Source organism: Pseudomonas sp. GM30 (genome assembly GCF_000282275.2).
GTDB lineage: Bacteria > Pseudomonadota > Gammaproteobacteria > Pseudomonadales > Pseudomonadaceae > Aquipseudomonas.
This window is the reverse complement of the sequence record NZ_AKJP02000031.1, coordinates 202,482-218,303: the sequence shown is the minus strand read 5'-3', so window position 1 is coordinate 218,303 and position 15,822 is coordinate 202,482. Positions and strand designations below refer to the sequence as shown.

Genomic DNA, 15,822 nt, shown 5'->3' with positions numbered 1-15,822 from the left:
TTCACTCGAACAGATGTTTGGGCACATCGTGTTTGAGCATCAACTGGCATTGCTCGCTTTCCGGGTCGAACACGATCAGTGCCTGACCTTTGGTCAGCGCCTGGCGCACGCGCAACACGCGGGTCTCCAGCGGTGTGTCATCACCGTTGTCGGTACCGTCGCGGGTGACGAAATCCTCGATCAGACGGGTGAGGGTGTCGACTTCAAGAGCGTCGTAGGGAATCAGCATGGGCACCTCGGCTAAATCAATGACGGGATGCTACGGCGATTGGTGGTTGGCTGCCAGTTTTGTGTGGGCTGTATCGGCCTCATCGCGAGCAGGCTCACTCCTACAGGGAAATGCATTTCAACTGTAGGAGTGAGCCTGCTCGCGATAGCCATGGTTCAGACAACAAGGATTCAACTGTCTGAGCGCTGCCCCACCAGACTGTCCACCGACGGCACCCGCGTATCGCTCTCCATCTGCGTGTCATGCTCGATCTGATGACTGAAGCGATCCAGCGAAGCATTGGCCGGCGCCGCATCGCTGGCGAACACCGGCGGGCTCAGAATGTACGCCCCGAGCAGACGACTGAGCGCCGCGAGACTGTCGATGTGCGTACGCTCATAACCATGGGTCGCATCGCAGCCAAAGGCGAGCAGGGCGGTGCGGATATCGTGTCCGGCGGTCACCGCCGAATGCGCGTCGCTGAAGTAATAACGGAACAGGTCACGCCTCACTGGCAATTCGTTTTCACCGGCCAGGCGCAGCAAATGCCGTGACAGGTGGTAGTCGTAAGGCCCGCCGGAATCCTGCATCGCCACGCTCACCGCGTGTTCGCTGGAATGCTGGCCGGGCGCGACCGGCGCAATGTCGATGCCGACGAATTCGCTGACATCCCACGGCAATGCCGCCGCTGCGCCGCTGCCGGTTTCTTCGGTGATGGTGAACAGCGGGTGGCAATCGATCATCAATTCCTGACCGCTGTCGACGATGGCCTTGAGCGCGGCGAGCAATGCCGCCACACCGGCCTTGTCATCGAGGTGGCGGGCGCTGATGTGGCCGCTGTCGGTGAATTCCGGCAGCGGATCGAACGCCACCACGTCGCCGACGCTGATGCCCAGTGAATCGCAGTCGGCCTTGGTTGCGCAGTAGGCATCCAGACGCAGCTCGACGTGATCCCAGCTGATCGGCATCTCGTCAACGGCAGTGTTAAACGCGTGCCCGGAGGCCATCAGCGGCAACACGCTGCCGCGAATCACGCCGTTATCGGTAAATAGGCTGACCCGGCTGCCCTCGGCAAAGCGGCTCGACCAGCAACCGACCGGGGCCAGCGTCAGACGCCCGTTGTCTTTCACTGCACGCACGGCGGCGCCGATGGTATCCAAGTGCGCGGAGACGGCGCGGTCGGGGCTGTTTTTCTTGCCCTTGAGCGTGGCGCGAATGGTGCCGCGACGGGTCATTTCGAAAGGGATGCCAAGTTCTTCCAGACGCTCGGCGACGTAACGCACGATGGTGTCGGTGAACCCGGTAGGGCTGGGAATGGCGAGCATTTCCAGCAGGACTTTTTGCAGGTAGTTCAGATCCGGTTCGGGGATTTGTGTGGTCATGGAAACTCCTGATGAGTTGAGGCGCATCGATGGTTTCGATGAGAAGGATTTGTGGCGCCTGATGCGGCCCCTTCGCGAGCAAGCTCGCTCCCACATATGGATGCGTTCCCCTGTGGGAGCGAGCTTGCTCGCGAAGACATCAGCCCAGACAAAGCAGAATCAAGAAACAGCCGGCTGACTGTGCGGAAACAACAAATCGACAAACCGCTCCGCCGTCGGCTGCGGTTCGTGATTGGCCAGGCCGGCGCGTTCGTTGGCTTCGATAAACACGTACTCCGCTTGATCCGCCGCCGGCACCATCAGGTCGAGGCCAACCATCGGAATGTCCAGCGCCCGCGCCGCGCGCACCGCTGCATCGACCAGCGTCGGGTGCAGAATCGCCGTGACATCCTCCAGCGTGCCACCGGTGTGCAGATTGGCCGTGCGGCGCACAAACAGATGCTCGCCGGCCGGCAGAATGCTGCTGTAGTCATAACCGGCGGCATGCAAGGTGCGCTGGGTTTCGTGGTCCAGCGGGATCTTGCTCTCGCCGCTGGTGGCAGCTTGCCGACGGCGACTTTGAGCTTCGATCAATGCACCGATCGAATGGTGCCCGTCGCCGACTACTTCGGCGGGACGACGAATCGCTGCCGCCACCACCTCAAAACCGATCACCAGAATCCGCAGGTCGAGGCCTTCGTGGAAGCTTTCCAGCAGCACGCGGCTGTCGAAACGCTTGGCGGCTTCAATGGCCTGCTGCACCTCTTCGATGCTCTGCAGATCCACTGCCACCCCCTGACCCTGTTCACCGTCGAGCGGCTTGACCACCACGCGTTGGTGTTCGTCGAGAAACGCCAGATTGTCGTCGGCATTGCCCGCCAGTTGCTGCGAGGGCAGCTTCAGGCCGGCGGCTTTCAACACTTTGTGGGTCAGGCTTTTGTCTTGGCACAGACTCATGCTGATTGCGCTGGTCAGGTCGCTCAGTGATTCGCGGCAGCGCACTCGGCGCCCGCCGTGACTGAGGGTGAACAGCCCGGCTTCGGCATCGTCCACCTGCACGTCGATACCACGGCGATGCGCTTCCTCGACAATGATCCGCGCATACGGGTTGAAGTTGGCTTCCGGCCCCGGCCCGAGGAACAGCGTCTGGTTGATGCCGTTCTTGCGCTTGATGGCGAAGGTCGAGAGATTGCGAAAACCGAGTTTGGCGTAGAGGTTCTTGGCCTGACGGTTGTCATGTAGCACCGACAGGTCCAGATAGCTCAGGCCGCGACTCATGAAGTGTTCGATCAAGTGCCGCACCAGCACCTCACCGACACCAGGCCGCGAGCACTGCGGGTCAACCGCCAGGCACCACAGGCTGCTGCCGTGTTCCGGGTCGTTGAAGGCTTTCTGGTGATTGAGGCCCATGACGCTGCCGATCACCGCGCCGCTGTCTTCATCTTCAGCCAACCAGTACACCGGACCGCCCTGATGATGCGGGGTCAGTCGTGTGGCATCGATCGGCAGCATGCCGCGCGCCTGATACAGCAGGTTGATCGCCTGCCAGTCCGCTTCGCTTTGCGCCCGACGGATACGGAAGCCGCGAAACACCCGCGTCGCCTGGCGGTAATCGCTGAACCACAGGCGCAGAGTGTCGGACGGGTCGAGAAACAGCTGCGTCGGTTCCAGACCGAGAATCTGCTGCGGTGCGGCGACGTACAGGGCGATATCGCGCTCGCCGGGCTGTTCGTTGAGCAGTTCCTGCGCCAGCGTCGCCGGGTCAGGAAAGGTGTGACCGATCAGCAGCCGGCCCCAGCCGCAATGCACGGCAATGGGGTCGGCACCGAGTTCGCTGCCGTCTTCGGCCAGACGCGCCTGCAAGCGTTCATACGACGGGGTCTGACCGCGTAACAGGCGTTGGTTGATCGCCGTGGCGTGAGGTTTCATCAATCAGATTCCTTGTTCACTGAGCCACAGGTTCAGGGCCGCCAGTTGCCACAGTTTCGAGCCGCGCAATGGCGTCAGTTGGCCTTGCGGATCAGTCAGCAGTTTGTCGAGCATGGCCGGGTTGAACAGGCCACGATCCTGGCTCGGATCCAGCAGCAGTTCACGCACCCAGCTCAGGGTGTCGCCTTGCAAGTGCTTGAGGCCCGGTACCGGGAAGTAGCCTTTCTTGCGGTCGATCACTTCGCTTGGAATCACCAGGCGCGCCGCTTCTTTGAGCACCTGTTTGCCGCCATCGGGCAGCTTGAACTGGCCGGGAATTCGCGCTGACAGTTCAACCAGTCGATAGTCGAGGAACGGCGTGCGCGCCTCCAGGCCCCAGGCCATGGTCATGTTGTCGACGCGTTTCACCGGGTCGTCCACCAGCATCACTGTGCTGTCCAGACGCAGGGCTTTATCGACCGCAGCCTCGGCTCCGGGTTGGGCGAAGTGTTCCTTGACGAAGTCGCCGGCCGCGTCATTGGCGGTCAGCCATTTCGGTTGCACGGTGGCCGCATAGTCGTCGTAGCCGCGGTCGAAAAACGCTGCGCGATAGGCCGCGTATGGATCCGCCGCACCGTCGACTTGCGGGTACCAGTGATAACCGGCGAACAGTTCGTCGGCGCCCTGGCCGCTTTGCACCACTTTGCAGTGCTTGGCCACTTCGCGCGACAACAGGTAGAAGGCGATGCAGTCGTGGCTGACCATCGGCTCGCTCATCGCGCGGAACGCGGCGGGCAGTTGTTCGATGATCTCTTTTTCGTCGATGCGCAACTGATGGTGCTGCGTGCCGTAGTGTTTGGCGATCAGATCGGAATACTGGAACTCATCGCCACGCTCGCCGCCAGCATCCTGAAAACCGATGGAAAAGGTCGACAGGTTCTCCACGCCGACTTCACGCAACAAGCCAACCAACATGCTCGAATCGACACCGCCGGACAGCAGCACGCCGACATCCACCGCTGCGCGTTGACGAATCGCCACCGCTTCGCGAGTGCTGTCGAGCACGCGGTCGCGCCAGTCTTCGAGGGTCAGGTTTTTCTCGTCGTCGTGCGGGCCGTAGGGCAGGGTCCACCAGGTTTTCTGTTCGGTGCGGCCATCGGCTTCGACGCGCATCCAAGTCGCTGGCGGCAGCTTTTCGATGCCCGCGAGCAAGGTGCGTGGAGCCGGCACCACCGCATGGAAATTCAGATAGTGATTGAGCGCCACCGGATCGAGGATCGGGTTGATGTCGCCGCCCTTGAGCAGCGCCGGCAGGGCCGAAGCAAAGCGCAAACGTTGACCGGTGCGCGACAGGTACAAAGGCTTCACGCCGAGACGGTCACGGGCGATGAACAGACGCTGGGCATCGCGCTCCCAGATGGCGAAGGCGAACATGCCGTTGAGTTTCGGCAGCAGCGCTTCGCCCCAGGCGTGGTAGCCCTTGAGCAGCACTTCGGTGTCGCCACCGGAATAGAAGGCGTAGCCAAGCGCTTCGAGCTCGGCGCGCAGTTCCGGAAAGTTGTAGATCGCGCCGTTGAAGGCCAGAGACAAGCCCAATTGGCTGTCGATCATCGGCTGCGCCGAGCCGTCCGACAGGTCCATGATTTTCAGGCGACGATGGCCCAGGGCAATCGGCCCTTGGGCATGGAAGCCCCACGCGTCGGGGCCGCGAGGGGCCAGGTGATGGGTGATTCGCTCTACCGCTGCAAGGTCTGCAGGTTGATGATCAAAACGTAACTCGCCAGCTAATCCGCACATAAAGTCCTTACCGGTTTTTCCGTTGGGGAGGGGTCATTCAAGTCTGGCCAAAATGGCCGGTACTCAGAAACTGACCCGCTGCAGATGTGGGAGTTTTAGAACGATGAGTTATAAGAGGGGGCGACTGACCAGCGGCCCATCGCGAATTCTCATTTGCCGCGAATCAACGTACGCAGCGCGAAACGGTTGGGATGGCAGGCCTCGGCGACGCTTCGGGGCAGCGGCAGCGGCTCGTTGTCCAGCCACGCCGCAAGCAGTTCGCCAGACAGCGGCGCGGTGATCAGCCCGCGGGAGCCGTGGCCGCTGTTGATGTACAGGCCGTCGAGCCACGGACAAGGAATGTCCGGCACTTGTCGCGCATCCTTGCTCAACGCCGCGTAGGCCTGAGCGAAAGTTTCGCGGTCGGCGAGCGGGCCGACGATCGGCAGATAATCGGGGCTGGTGCAGCGGAAGGCGGCGCGTCCTTCCAGGGTTTCCGGGGGCAGTTGATTGATGTGCAGGCGCGCCACCAGATCGCTGGAGATCTCTTCGAGCATCGCCAGATTGCCCAGGTGTTCGGCGGTGGTCGGGGTCAGGTCGTCGCTGTTGAAGTCGAAACTCGCACCCAGCGTGTGTTCGCCCAAACGAGCCGGGGCGACATAACCTTCGGCGCAGACCACGGTGCGCAGTGTCTGGCTCTCGGTGGTTTGCGGCAGGCGCGTGATCTGTCCGCGAATGCGTTTGAGCGGCAGCTCGGCACTTTGCGCAAAGCGTTTGATCTCCGCCGCGCCGGCCAACACCACCACCGGTGCGCTGGCGAGCACGCGGTCACCATCGAGGGCTTGCCATTGCCCGTCGACCTTGCGCAACTCCAGCGCGTGGTGATGCTTGAACAATTCGATGTTCGCTTGCGTGGCTTGCGCCTGGCACAGCGCCGGCGGATGCACCCAGCCCCCTTCGGGGTAGAACAGCCCGCCGTGGGCCAGACCGATACCGGCTTGAGTTGCGGCTTGCGGCTGATCGAGCCAGTGCACCAGATCTTTCGGGAACGCCGTGGCCAGTTGTGCCTGACGCTCGGCCTCCTTGGCATTGAACGCCAGTTGCAGCACGCCGCAATCGTCCCAGTCGGTGCCGCGTTGCAGGGTTTCCAGCAGACGACGGGTGTAGCCGAAGCCGCTGACGATCAGTTGCGACAACGCAGTGCCGTGGGCCGACAGCTTCAGGTACAGCACGCCCTGTGGATTGCCCGACGCTTCCTGCGCCACAGCCTCGTGACGCTCCAGCAGACTGACTTGCCAACCGCGTGCAGCGAGGCTGGCGGCCGTAGCGCAACCGGCCAGCCCGGCGCCGATCACCAGTGCGCGACGCTCGCCAGTCAAAGGGGCAGGGCGGGCGAACCACGGTTTGTCCGGCAGCGGCGGCGCGACATCCTGCGGCCAGCCAAGAAACTCGCCGCGCAGGATCTCCCACTTGTGGCCGATGCCCGGGGTGCGTTTCATCTTGAACCCGGCCGCGTTGAGCAGACGCCGCACCCAGCCGGTGCTGGTGAAGGTGCTGATGGTCGAGCCGGACGCCGCCAGTCGCGCCAGTTCGGCGAACAGTTCGGCGGTCCACATGTCGGGGTTTTTCGCCGGGGCGAAACCGTCGAGAAACCACGCGTCGATCTGCGCATCGAGTTGCGGCAGTTGCTCCAGCGCATCGCCGATCAGCAGCGTCAGCGTCACTCGGCCATTGCCGAGAACGATCCGCTGAAAGCCCTGATGGATCGCCACGTAATGCTTGAGCAACTGATCGGCCAGCGGCTTGAGCGCCGGCCACAGGGCCAGGGCCCGTTGCAGATCCGCCGGACTCAACGGGTACTTTTCGACACTGACAAAATGCAGCCGCGCACCGGCCACCGCGTGCTGCTCGAACAGTTGCCAGGCGCAGAGAAAATTCAGCCCGGTGCCGAACCCGGTTTCGCCGATCACCAGTCGCCCGTGCGCCGACAACGCGGCAAAACGCTCGGCCAGACGGTTCTGTTCGAGGAACACGTAACGGGTTTCATCCAGCCCCGACTGGTCGGAAAAATACACATCATCGAACACCCGCGAGCGCGGACGTCCGTGGTCATCCCAGTCGAGTTGGGCGTGGGGCAATACAGGTTTCATGGCAGGCTCGGCAACGACAAGGCGGCCATTCTAGCTGAATGGGCGCGGGGTGCTTGATCCATGGCAGGTGATCCTTGAGTCGAATGCAGGATCATCACCAGCCTTTGTGGCGAGGGAGCTTGCTCCCGCCGGGGTGCGCAGCAGCTCCAAAACCTGCGACCACAATTTGTCCGGAGGACGGTGGTTGCAGGTCTTGCGACTGCTGCGCAGCCGAGCGGGAGCAAGCTCCCTCGCCACAGGTTTTCATTCATTTAACTCAACTTTGTGGGGGAATTTCTCCTCCATCGCCATGCCCAATCCGCTAGTCTTGCTGAATCCTGGAAGGAGCCGTCCCCATGTTTGAATCCGCCGAAATCGGCCATGCCATCGACAAAGAGACTTACGACGCCGCGGTGCCCGCACTGCGTGAAGCGCTGCTCGAGGCGCAGTTCGAGTTGCAGCAGCAGAAGCGTTTTCCGGTGATCATTCTGATCAACGGCATCGAGGGCGCCGGCAAGGGCGAGACCGTCAAGTTGCTCAACGAGTGGATGGACCCGCGCCTGATCGAGGTGCGCACCTTCGATCAGCAGACCGATGAAGAACTGGCGCGGCCACCGGCCTGGCGTTACTGGCGGATGCTCCCGGCCAAGGGGCGAATGGGGATTTTCTTTGGCAACTGGTACAGCCAGATGCTTCAGGGTCGAGTCCACGGTCTGTTCAAGGATCCGCGTCTGGATCAGGCAATCAATGCCGCCGAGCGTCTGGAAAAGATGCTCTGCGATGAAGGCGCGCTGATCTTCAAGTTCTGGTTCCACCTGTCCAAGAAGCAGATGAAAGCGCGGCTCAAGGCGCTGGCCGACGACCCGCTGCACAGCTGGCGCATCAGCCCGCTGGACTGGCAGCAATCGCAGACCTACGACAAGTTCGTCAAATACGGCGAGCGCGTGTTGCGTCGCACCAGTCGCGACTACGCGCCGTGGCACATCATCGAAGGCATGGACGCCAACTACCGCAGCCTGGCGGTTGGCAAGATCCTGCTGGAAGGCCTGCAGAATGCACTCAAGCGTGCGCAGGTAGAGACTGAGGAGGTCAACGCTGCACCGCTGGGCACGGCGGTCGATCAACTCAATCTGCTCGACAGCCTCGACCTCAATCAGCGGCTGGAAAAGAAAGACTACGAAGAACAGTTGATTACCGAGCAGGCACGGTTGTCCGGGCTGATGCGCGACAAACGCATGCGTCGCCATGCACTGGTGGCGGTGTTCGAAGGCAACGATGCGGCGGGCAAGGGCGGGGCGATTCGCCGGGTGGCGGCGGCGCTTGATCCGCGTCAATACAATATCGTGCCGATTGCCGCGCCGACCGAGGAGGAACGTGCGCAACCGTATCTGTGGCGCTTCTGGCGACACCTGCCGGCGCGCGGCAAGTTCACTGTGTTCGACCGCTCGTGGTACGGCCGGGTGCTGGTGGAGCGGGTCGAAGGCTTTTGCAGCCCGGCCGACTGGCTGCGGGCCTACAGCGAGATCAACGACTTCGAAGAGCAGATCGCCGACGCCGGGGTGATCGTCGTCAAGTTCTGGCTGGCGATCGACAAGGACACGCAGATGGAGCGTTTCCAGGCCCGCGAAGAGATCCCGTTCAAGCGCTTCAAGATCACCGAGGACGACTGGCGCAACCGCGACAAGTGGGACGCCTATCGCACGGCGGTCGGCGACATGGTCGACCGCACCAGCACCGAGATTTCGCCGTGGACCCTGGTCGAGGCCAATGACAAGCGCTGGGCGCGGGTCAAGGTGCTGCGCACGATCAACCGCGCGCTCGAAGAAGCCTTCGAGAAATCCGACAAGCACGCGAAAAAACACAAGCACTGAGCGATGGACACGCATACGCGGGGTGAATGATTGTCGCGGTCGGCGGCGGGCTGGACTTATCCTCGGTTCACTCTCCTCCGACAACAACAATTGAGGTATGCCATGCGTGAAGTGGTGATCGTCGACAGCGTGCGGACCGGCCTGGCCAAGTCCTTTCGCGGCAAGTTCAACCAGACCCGCCCCGACGACATGGCGGCCCATTGCGTCAACGCGCTGCTGTCGCGCAACGACATCGACCCGGCCAGCGTCGAGGACTGCATTGTCGGCGCCGGCTCCAACGAAGGCGCGCAGGGTTACAACATCGGTCGCAACGTGGCGGTGCTGTCGCGGCTGGGCACCAACGTGGCCGGCATGACCCTCAACCGTTTCTGCTCTTCGGGTTTGCAGGCGATTGCGATTGCCGCCAACCAGATCGCCTCCGGTTGCAGCGACATCATTGTTGCCGGTGGCGTCGAGTCGATCAGCCTGACCCTGAAAAGCGTCAACACCGATCACCTGATCAACCCTTTGCTCAAGCAGCAGGTGCCGGGCATCTACTACACCATGGGCCAGACTGCCGAAGTGGTGGCGCGTCGTTATGACGTGAGCCGCGAGGCGCAGGATCGCTATGCGCTGCAAAGTCAGTTGCGTACCGCCCAGGCTCAGGCGGCCGGGCTGTTTGATGACGAAATTGTGCCGATGGCGGTCAAGTACCGGGTCGAGGACAAAAACAGCGGCGAGGTGCAGATCCTCGACGGCAGCGTCGATCACGACGACTGCAACCGCCCGGACACCACTTACGAAAGTCTGGCCGGACTGAAACCGGTGTTTGCCGAGGACGGTTCGGTGACCGCCGGCAACTCATCGCAGCTGTCCGACGGTGCGTCGATGACGCTGGTGATGAGCCTGGAAAAAGCCCTGCAACTGGGGCTCAAGCCCAAAGCGTTTTTCCGTGGCTTCACCGTCGCCGGGTGCGAGCCGGATGAAATGGGCATCGGCCCGGTGTTCTCGGTGCCGAAACTGCTCAAGGCCAAGGGCCTGCAAGTGGCGGACATTGATCTGTGGGAGCTCAACGAGGCGTTTGCTTCGCAGTGCCTGTATGCCCGCGATCGGCTGGAGATCGACAACGACAAATACAACGTCAATGGCGGCTCGATTTCCATTGGTCACCCGTTCGGCATGACCGGGTCGCGGCAGGTCGGACATCTGGTGCGGGAGTTGCAGCGGCGCAATCTGCGTTACGGCATCGTGACCATGTGCGTGGGTGGCGGGATGGGGGCGACGGGGTTGTTTGAGGCTGTTCGCTGACGGGCCAACACAATCCTTGTGGCGAGGGAGCTTGCTCCCGCTGGGCTGCGGAGCAGACCTGAAATTTCCCGGTAAAGCCTGAAACGAGGGCCGCTGCGCGCCCCAGCGGGAGCAAGCTCCCTCGCCACAGGTCTACGCTGTCTGCGCCTGCATCCGCGCGATATACGCCTGAATTTCCTGCTCAGCCTTCTCCGGGGACTCAAACGGCCCCTCAAGAGTGTTCTCCCGCGTGCAGAAAAACAGTTCGCCATTGACCCGGCACAACCGGTCGCTGCGAAAGTGCGTGGCGGGGGCGGTGTCGTGGGCGCGCATTCCGTACATGATTGGCTCCTTGTGTGATCCGTTGAAAGGATCCAATCAGCTTATGCCTGAAGCACTTGGCACGCCCGGCGAGCCGATCAACGGCAAAGCGTCAAATTAATACTGCGACCTGCACAGTTTCATTCGCGGCCTGGCCCGAACTGTCCCTGTGTTACGCCGGCGGGCGGGCCTAGAATGACCGCTCTTGTCAGCAGGCATTGGGGTTCGCATGCACATTTCATCCGGTCGCTGGGTTTACGGTCTGTTCCTGGCGCTGCTGACGGCGTTTTTGTGGGGCATCCTGCCAATCAAACTCAAGCAGGTGCTGCAGGTGATGGACCCGATCACCGTGACCTGGTTTCGCCTGTTGGTCTCCGGTGGATGCCTGTTCATTTATCTGGCTTCGGTCAGGCGCTTGCCCAGTCGCAAGGTGCTAGGGCCAAAGGGCGGCTGGCTGGTGTTGATGGCGGTACTCGGGCTGGTGGGCAACTACGTGTTGTACCTGATGGGCCTCAACCTGCTGAGCCCCGGCACTGCGCAACTGGTGGTGCAGATGGGGCCGATCATGTTGCTGATCGCCAGCCTGTTTGTGTTCAAGGAGCGCTTCAGCATCGGTCAGGGCATTGGCCTGGCGGTGCTGCTGATCGGCTTTGTGCTGTTTTTCAATCAACGGCTGGCTGAACTGCTCACCTCGTTGTCGGACTACACCGCCGGCGTATTGCTGGTGCTGTTGGCCTCGACGGTCTGGACCTTCTACGCGTTGGGCCAGAAGCAGTTGCTCACGGTGTGGAATTCGCTGCAGGTGATGATGGTGATCTACCTGTTCTGCGCGCTGCTGTTGACGCCGTGGGTGCATCCACTCGAAGCACTGGAACTGAGCCCGTTGCAGGGCTGGCTGTTGCTGGCGTGCTGCATGAACACGCTGATTGCCTACGGCGCCTTTGCCGAGGCGCTGGCGCACTGGGAGGCGTCGCGGGTCAGTGCGACGCTGGCGATCACGCCGTTGGTGACCTTTGGCGCGGTGGCGATTGCCGCCGCGGTGTGGCCGGACTATGTGCACGCCGAGCAGATCAACGGGCTGGGTTATGGCGGGGCGGTGCTGGTGGTGCTGGGGTCGGCGCTGGTGGCGTTGGGGCCGTCGCTGATTGCCGGGTTGAAGGCGCGGCGGATGCGCATTGCAGCCAGTTAGACCGCGCTGCTCCCATTCGCGAGCAAGCTCGCTCCCACAATTGACCGCGATCCCATGTCAGGAATGCGATCGAATGTGGGAGCGAGCTTGCTCGCGAAGGCGGCCTGTCAGGCGCTACGAACCTCAGCCCTTGGCGCCAGCCTCGATCATGTTCTCCGGCCGCACCCAGGCATCGAACTCTTCATCGGTCAGATAGCCCAGCTGCAGCGCCGCCTCACGCAAGGTCAGGCCATCGCCGTAAGCCTTCTTGGCGATTTCCGCCGACTTGTCGTAACCGATGTGCGGGTTCAGTGCGGTCACCAGCATCAGGCCACGTTCCAGATGCTGGGCCATGACCTGCGCATCCGGCTCAAGCCCTGCGATGCAGTGCTGCTGGAAGTTGCTGCACCCGTCAGCGAGCAGGCGAATCGATTGCAGCACGTTGTGGATGATCACCGGTTTGTAGACGTTCAGTTGCAGGTGACCCTGACTCGCCGCGATGCCGATGGTGACGTCGTTGCCCAACACCTGGCAGGCCAGCATCGACAGCGCTTCGCACTGAGTCGGGTTGACCTTGCCGGGCATGATCGAGCTGCCCGGTTCGTTGGCCGGCAGCTTGACTTCGGCAAAGCCTGCGCGAGGGCCGGAGCCGAGCAGGCGCAGGTCGTTGGCGATTTTCATCAGCGCCACGGCCAGGGTCTTCAGAGCGCCGGACAGGCTGGTCAGCGGCTCATGCCCGGCCAGTGCGGCAAACTTGTTCGGCGCGGTAACGAACGGCAGGCCAGAGAGGGCAGCGAGTTCGGCGGCAATCGCTTCGCCAAAACCGTGCGGCGAATTCAGGCCGGTGCCGACCGCGGTACCACCCTGCGCCAGTTCACACACCGCCGGCAGTGCAGCGCGGATCGCCCGTTCGGCGTAATCCAGCTGCGCTATAAAGCCTGACAGCTCCTGACCGAAGGTGATCGGCGTCGCGTCCATCATGTGCGTACGGCCGGTCTTCACCAGTTTCATGTGCCGCGCGGCCAATTCGGCCAGGCCGCCGGACAGCTCGGCGATCGCCGGCAGCAATTGCTCCTGCACGGCTTTGGCAGTGGCAATGCTCATGGCCGTGGGGAAGCAATCATTGGAGCTTTGCGAGCGGTTGACGTGATCGTTGGGATGCACCGGCGTCTTGCCGCCGCGCGGGTTGCCGGCCAGTTCGTTGGCACGGCCGGCGATCACTTCGTTGACGTTCATGTTGCTCTGGGTGCCGCTGCCGGTCTGCCAGACCACCAGCGGAAACTGGTCGTCGTGCTGGCCGTCGAGGACTTCGTCGGCGGCTTGTTCGATCAGGCGGGCGATGTCGGCGGGCAGGTCGCCGTTGCGGTCGTTGACCCGGGCGGCGGCTTTCTTGATCAGGGCCAGGGCGTGCAGTACCGGCAGCGGCATGCGTTCCTGGCCAATGGCGAAGTTGATCAGTGAGCGTTGCGTCTGAGCACCCCAGTAGGCGTCGTCCGGGACTTCGATCTGGCCCAGGCTGTCGGTTTCGATACGGCTCATCGTGCACACTCCTGTTGGTTCGTTTGCGCAGTTTAGGCCCGGTCAGGCCCAGGTGGTTCCCTCGAACCGATTGTTGACCGGTAAAACCCGGCCAATCAAGCACGGCAAGGCTCGGGGGTTGAGCCACGAGGTTTTTTAGGCGCAGAATGGTCGCCCTTGGGGTTTTACCTCGCCTAGCTGAAAAGGAAACTCGATGACTCGTCTTCGTGCCATCTGCACCGCGGTTGCACTGGTTTGCGCCAGCGGCCAGGTGCTTGCCGATACCGCCAGCCACAACGCCAGTGCTGAAGCTTTCCTGACCCTGGCGCACGCTGACAAGCTGGGCACTCCGGTGTACATGCAAGTGCAGCAAATGTTCGCTCAGCGTTTTGAACAGACCAAAGCCCCGGAATCCAAGAAAGCCGTACTGGAAACCTACCAGGCCAAGGCCAACGCCGCCCTGGACCAGGCCATCGGCTGGAACAAGCTCAAGCCTGACATGGTCAAGCTCTACACCAGCAACTTCAGCGAATCGGAGCTCAAAGACCTGGTCGCGTTCTACCAGTCGCCACTGGGCAAGAAAGTCCTGGAGAAAATGCCGCAGCTGACCCAGCAATCGGCCCAGATGACTCAGGCCAAGCTGGAAAGCGCCGTGCCTGTCGTCAACAAGCTGCTCGACGACATGACCAACGAGCTGGCACCGAAAGGCGCTGCGCCGGCCAAGAAGAAATAAGCGGAGTTCGTGATGAGCATGCAACAACGCATCGAATCGACGCTGGGCCTGCTGCAGCCTGAGCATCTGCAAGTGCTGGACGAAAGCCACATGCACAGTCGCGGGTTACAGACGCACTTCAAGGCAGTGGTGGTCAGCGCGCAGTTCGAAGGCCTGAACCGGGTCAAGCGCCACCAGAAAGTCTACGGCACGCTCGGCGAGCTGATGGGCGAATTCCATGCGTTGGCGCTGCACACCTACACCCCGCAGGAATGGGCAGAAGTCGGCGCCGCCCCGGCGTCGCCGACCTGTGCCGGCGGTAGCAAACACTGATATTGGATGCAGTTGTGGCAGGGGCTTTTGTGGTGAGGGGATTTATCCCCGATGGGCTACGAAGTAGCCCTGAAACCATTCAATCCATTTACAACCGTTAAACCGCATTCTCAGGATTTACGACTGCTGCGCAGCCGATCGGGGATAAATCCCCTCACCACAGTAGTTTCAGCAGATCCTAAAACTGCTGTGTTTTTGCTAGAATCCGCAACGCGCCGCTCACCCGGCGCGTTTTTTTTTGAATCCGGTTCACCCTTTGCGAGGGTAGCCACCTGGAGAAATACCCATGACACAACCGATTGTCGTGGCGGCACTGTATAAGTTCGTCACCCTCGAAGACTACGTCAACCTGCGCGAGCCCCTGCTGCAAGCGATGGTCGACAACGGTATCAAAGGCACCTTGCTGATCGCCGAAGAAGGCATCAACGGCACCGTGTCCGGCAGCCGCGAAGGCATCGACGGCCTGCTCGCCTGGCTGAAGAACGACCCGCGCATGATCGACATCGACCACAAAGAGTCGTACTGCGACGAGCAGCCGTTCTACCGCACCAAGGTCAAGCTGAAGAAAGAGATCGTCACCCTTGGCGTCGAAGGCGTGGACCCGAACAAAAAGGTCGGCACCTACGTTGAGCCGCAGGACTGGAACGCGCTGATCAGCGACCCGGAAGTGCTGCTGATCGACACCCGCAACGACTACGAAGTGGCGATCGGCACCTTCGAAGGCGCCATCGATCCGAAAACCACCAGTTTTCGCGAATTCCCCGACTACATCAAGGAACACTTCGACCCGGCCGTGCACAAGAAGGTCGCGATGTTCTGCACCGGCGGCATTCGCTGCGAGAAAGCCTCCAGTTACATGCTGGGCGAGGGGTTCGAAGAGGTTTACCACCTCAAGGGCGGCATCCTGAAGTACCTCGAGGAGGTGCCGCAGGAAGAAACCAAGTGGCAGGGCGACTGCTTCGTGTTCGACAATCGGGTGACCGTGCGTCACGACCTCAGCGAAGGCGACTACGATCAATGTCATGCCTGCCGCACACCGGTCAGTGTTGAAGATCGCGCCTCCGAGCACTACGTGGCCGGCATCAGCTGCCCGCATTGCTGGGACAAACTGAGCGAGAAAACCCGCCGCAGCGCCATCGATCGGCAGAAGCAGATCGAACTGGCCAAGGCGCGCAACATGCCGCACCCGATCGGCTACAACTATAAACAAGCATCCACCGAGGCCTGATCATGACTGCGCGCCTGCTCTAT

The 15,822-nt window shown here is 61.9% G+C and carries 13 protein-coding genes; 6 read left to right on the top strand and 7 right to left on the bottom strand.

Annotated features, from left to right (window positions below):
• Position 1: 1 nt before the first annotated feature.
• The 5 genes from PMI25_RS25970 to mnmC form a co-directional block, all read right to left on the bottom strand.
• Complete coding sequence (locus PMI25_RS25970; protein ID WP_007965656.1) at positions 2–229, bottom strand: YheU family protein; 228 nt, start codon at positions 227–229, stop codon at positions 2–4.
• A 170-nt stretch (positions 230–399) separates the two neighbouring features.
• The gene (locus PMI25_RS25965) at positions 400–1,590 is read right to left on the bottom strand and encodes an osmoprotectant NAGGN system M42 family peptidase (protein ID WP_007965658.1); all 1,191 of its coding nucleotides are present in this window, start codon (positions 1,588–1,590) and stop codon (positions 400–402) included.
• 159 nt (positions 1,591–1,749) lie between these two features.
• Positions 1,750–3,498 carry an N-acetylglutaminylglutamine synthetase gene (gene ngg, locus PMI25_RS25960; protein ID WP_007965659.1) on the bottom strand — a complete coding sequence of 583 codons (1,749 nt, stop codon included), beginning with the start codon at positions 3,496–3,498 and terminating at the stop codon, positions 1,750–1,752.
• Between the two features lie 3 nt (positions 3,499–3,501).
• Positions 3,502–5,274 (bottom strand): N-acetylglutaminylglutamine amidotransferase, encoded by a 1,773-nt coding sequence (locus PMI25_RS25955; protein WP_007965661.1) that lies wholly within the window; start codon positions 5,272–5,274, stop codon positions 3,502–3,504.
• A 149-nt stretch (positions 5,275–5,423) separates the two neighbouring features.
• Positions 5,424–7,403 carry a bifunctional tRNA (5-methylaminomethyl-2-thiouridine)(34)-methyltransferase MnmD/FAD-dependent 5-carboxymethylaminomethyl-2-thiouridine(34) oxidoreductase MnmC gene (mnmC, locus tag PMI25_RS25950; RefSeq protein WP_024164499.1) on the bottom strand — a complete coding sequence of 660 codons (1,980 nt, stop codon included), beginning with the start codon at positions 7,401–7,403 and terminating at the stop codon, positions 5,424–5,426.
• 335 nt (positions 7,404–7,738) lie between these two features.
• Here mnmC and pap point away from each other — a divergent pair, with 335 nt between their 5' ends.
• Together pap and PMI25_RS25940 are read left to right on the top strand one after the other, a co-directional pair.
• The gene (gene pap, locus PMI25_RS25945) at positions 7,739–9,253 is read left to right on the top strand and encodes a polyphosphate:AMP phosphotransferase (protein WP_007963588.1); all 1,515 of its coding nucleotides are present in this window, start codon (positions 7,739–7,741) and stop codon (positions 9,251–9,253) included.
• 102 nt (positions 9,254–9,355) lie between these two features.
• Positions 9,356–10,540, top strand: coding sequence for a thiolase family protein (locus PMI25_RS25940; RefSeq protein WP_007963594.1), 1,185 nt, complete (start codon positions 9,356–9,358; stop codon positions 10,538–10,540).
• Between the two features lie 132 nt (positions 10,541–10,672).
• Here the strand turns inward: PMI25_RS25940 and PMI25_RS25935 are convergent, their stop codons facing one another.
• Complete coding sequence (locus PMI25_RS25935) at positions 10,673–10,861, bottom strand: DUF6316 family protein (RefSeq protein WP_007963596.1); 189 nt, start codon at positions 10,859–10,861, stop codon at positions 10,673–10,675.
• Positions 10,862–11,069: 208 nt separating this feature from the next.
• On the opposite strand from PMI25_RS25935, the gene PMI25_RS25930 reads away from it, so the two are divergent.
• Positions 11,070–12,029 carry a DMT family transporter gene (locus PMI25_RS25930; RefSeq protein ID WP_007963597.1) on the top strand — a complete coding sequence of 320 codons (960 nt, stop codon included), beginning with the start codon at positions 11,070–11,072 and terminating at the stop codon, positions 12,027–12,029.
• Between the two features lie 123 nt (positions 12,030–12,152).
• On the opposite strand, the gene PMI25_RS25925 is transcribed toward PMI25_RS25930, so the two are convergent.
• Entirely contained in the window at positions 12,153–13,547 is a 1,395-nt protein-coding gene (locus PMI25_RS25925; protein ID WP_007963598.1) for a class II fumarate hydratase, read from the bottom strand.
• A gap of 193 nt (positions 13,548–13,740) precedes the next feature.
• Between PMI25_RS25925 and PMI25_RS25920 the strand changes: the two genes are divergently transcribed.
• The 3 genes from PMI25_RS25920 (at position 13,741) to trhO (ending at position 15,799) form a co-directional block, all read left to right on the top strand.
• Positions 13,741–14,259 carry a DUF2059 domain-containing protein gene (locus tag PMI25_RS25920; RefSeq protein ID WP_003226938.1) on the top strand — a complete coding sequence of 173 codons (519 nt, stop codon included), beginning with the start codon at positions 13,741–13,743 and terminating at the stop codon, positions 14,257–14,259.
• 12 nt (positions 14,260–14,271) lie between these two features.
• Positions 14,272–14,571 (top strand): BolA family protein, encoded by a 300-nt coding sequence (locus tag PMI25_RS25915; protein ID WP_007963599.1) that lies wholly within the window; start codon positions 14,272–14,274, stop codon positions 14,569–14,571.
• 286 nt (positions 14,572–14,857) lie between these two features.
• Positions 14,858–15,799, top strand: a complete 942-nt coding sequence (gene trhO, locus PMI25_RS25910; RefSeq protein WP_007963600.1) for an oxygen-dependent tRNA uridine(34) hydroxylase TrhO — start codon at positions 14,858–14,860, stop codon at positions 15,797–15,799.
• The last annotated feature ends 23 nt before the right edge of the window (positions 15,800–15,822 follow it).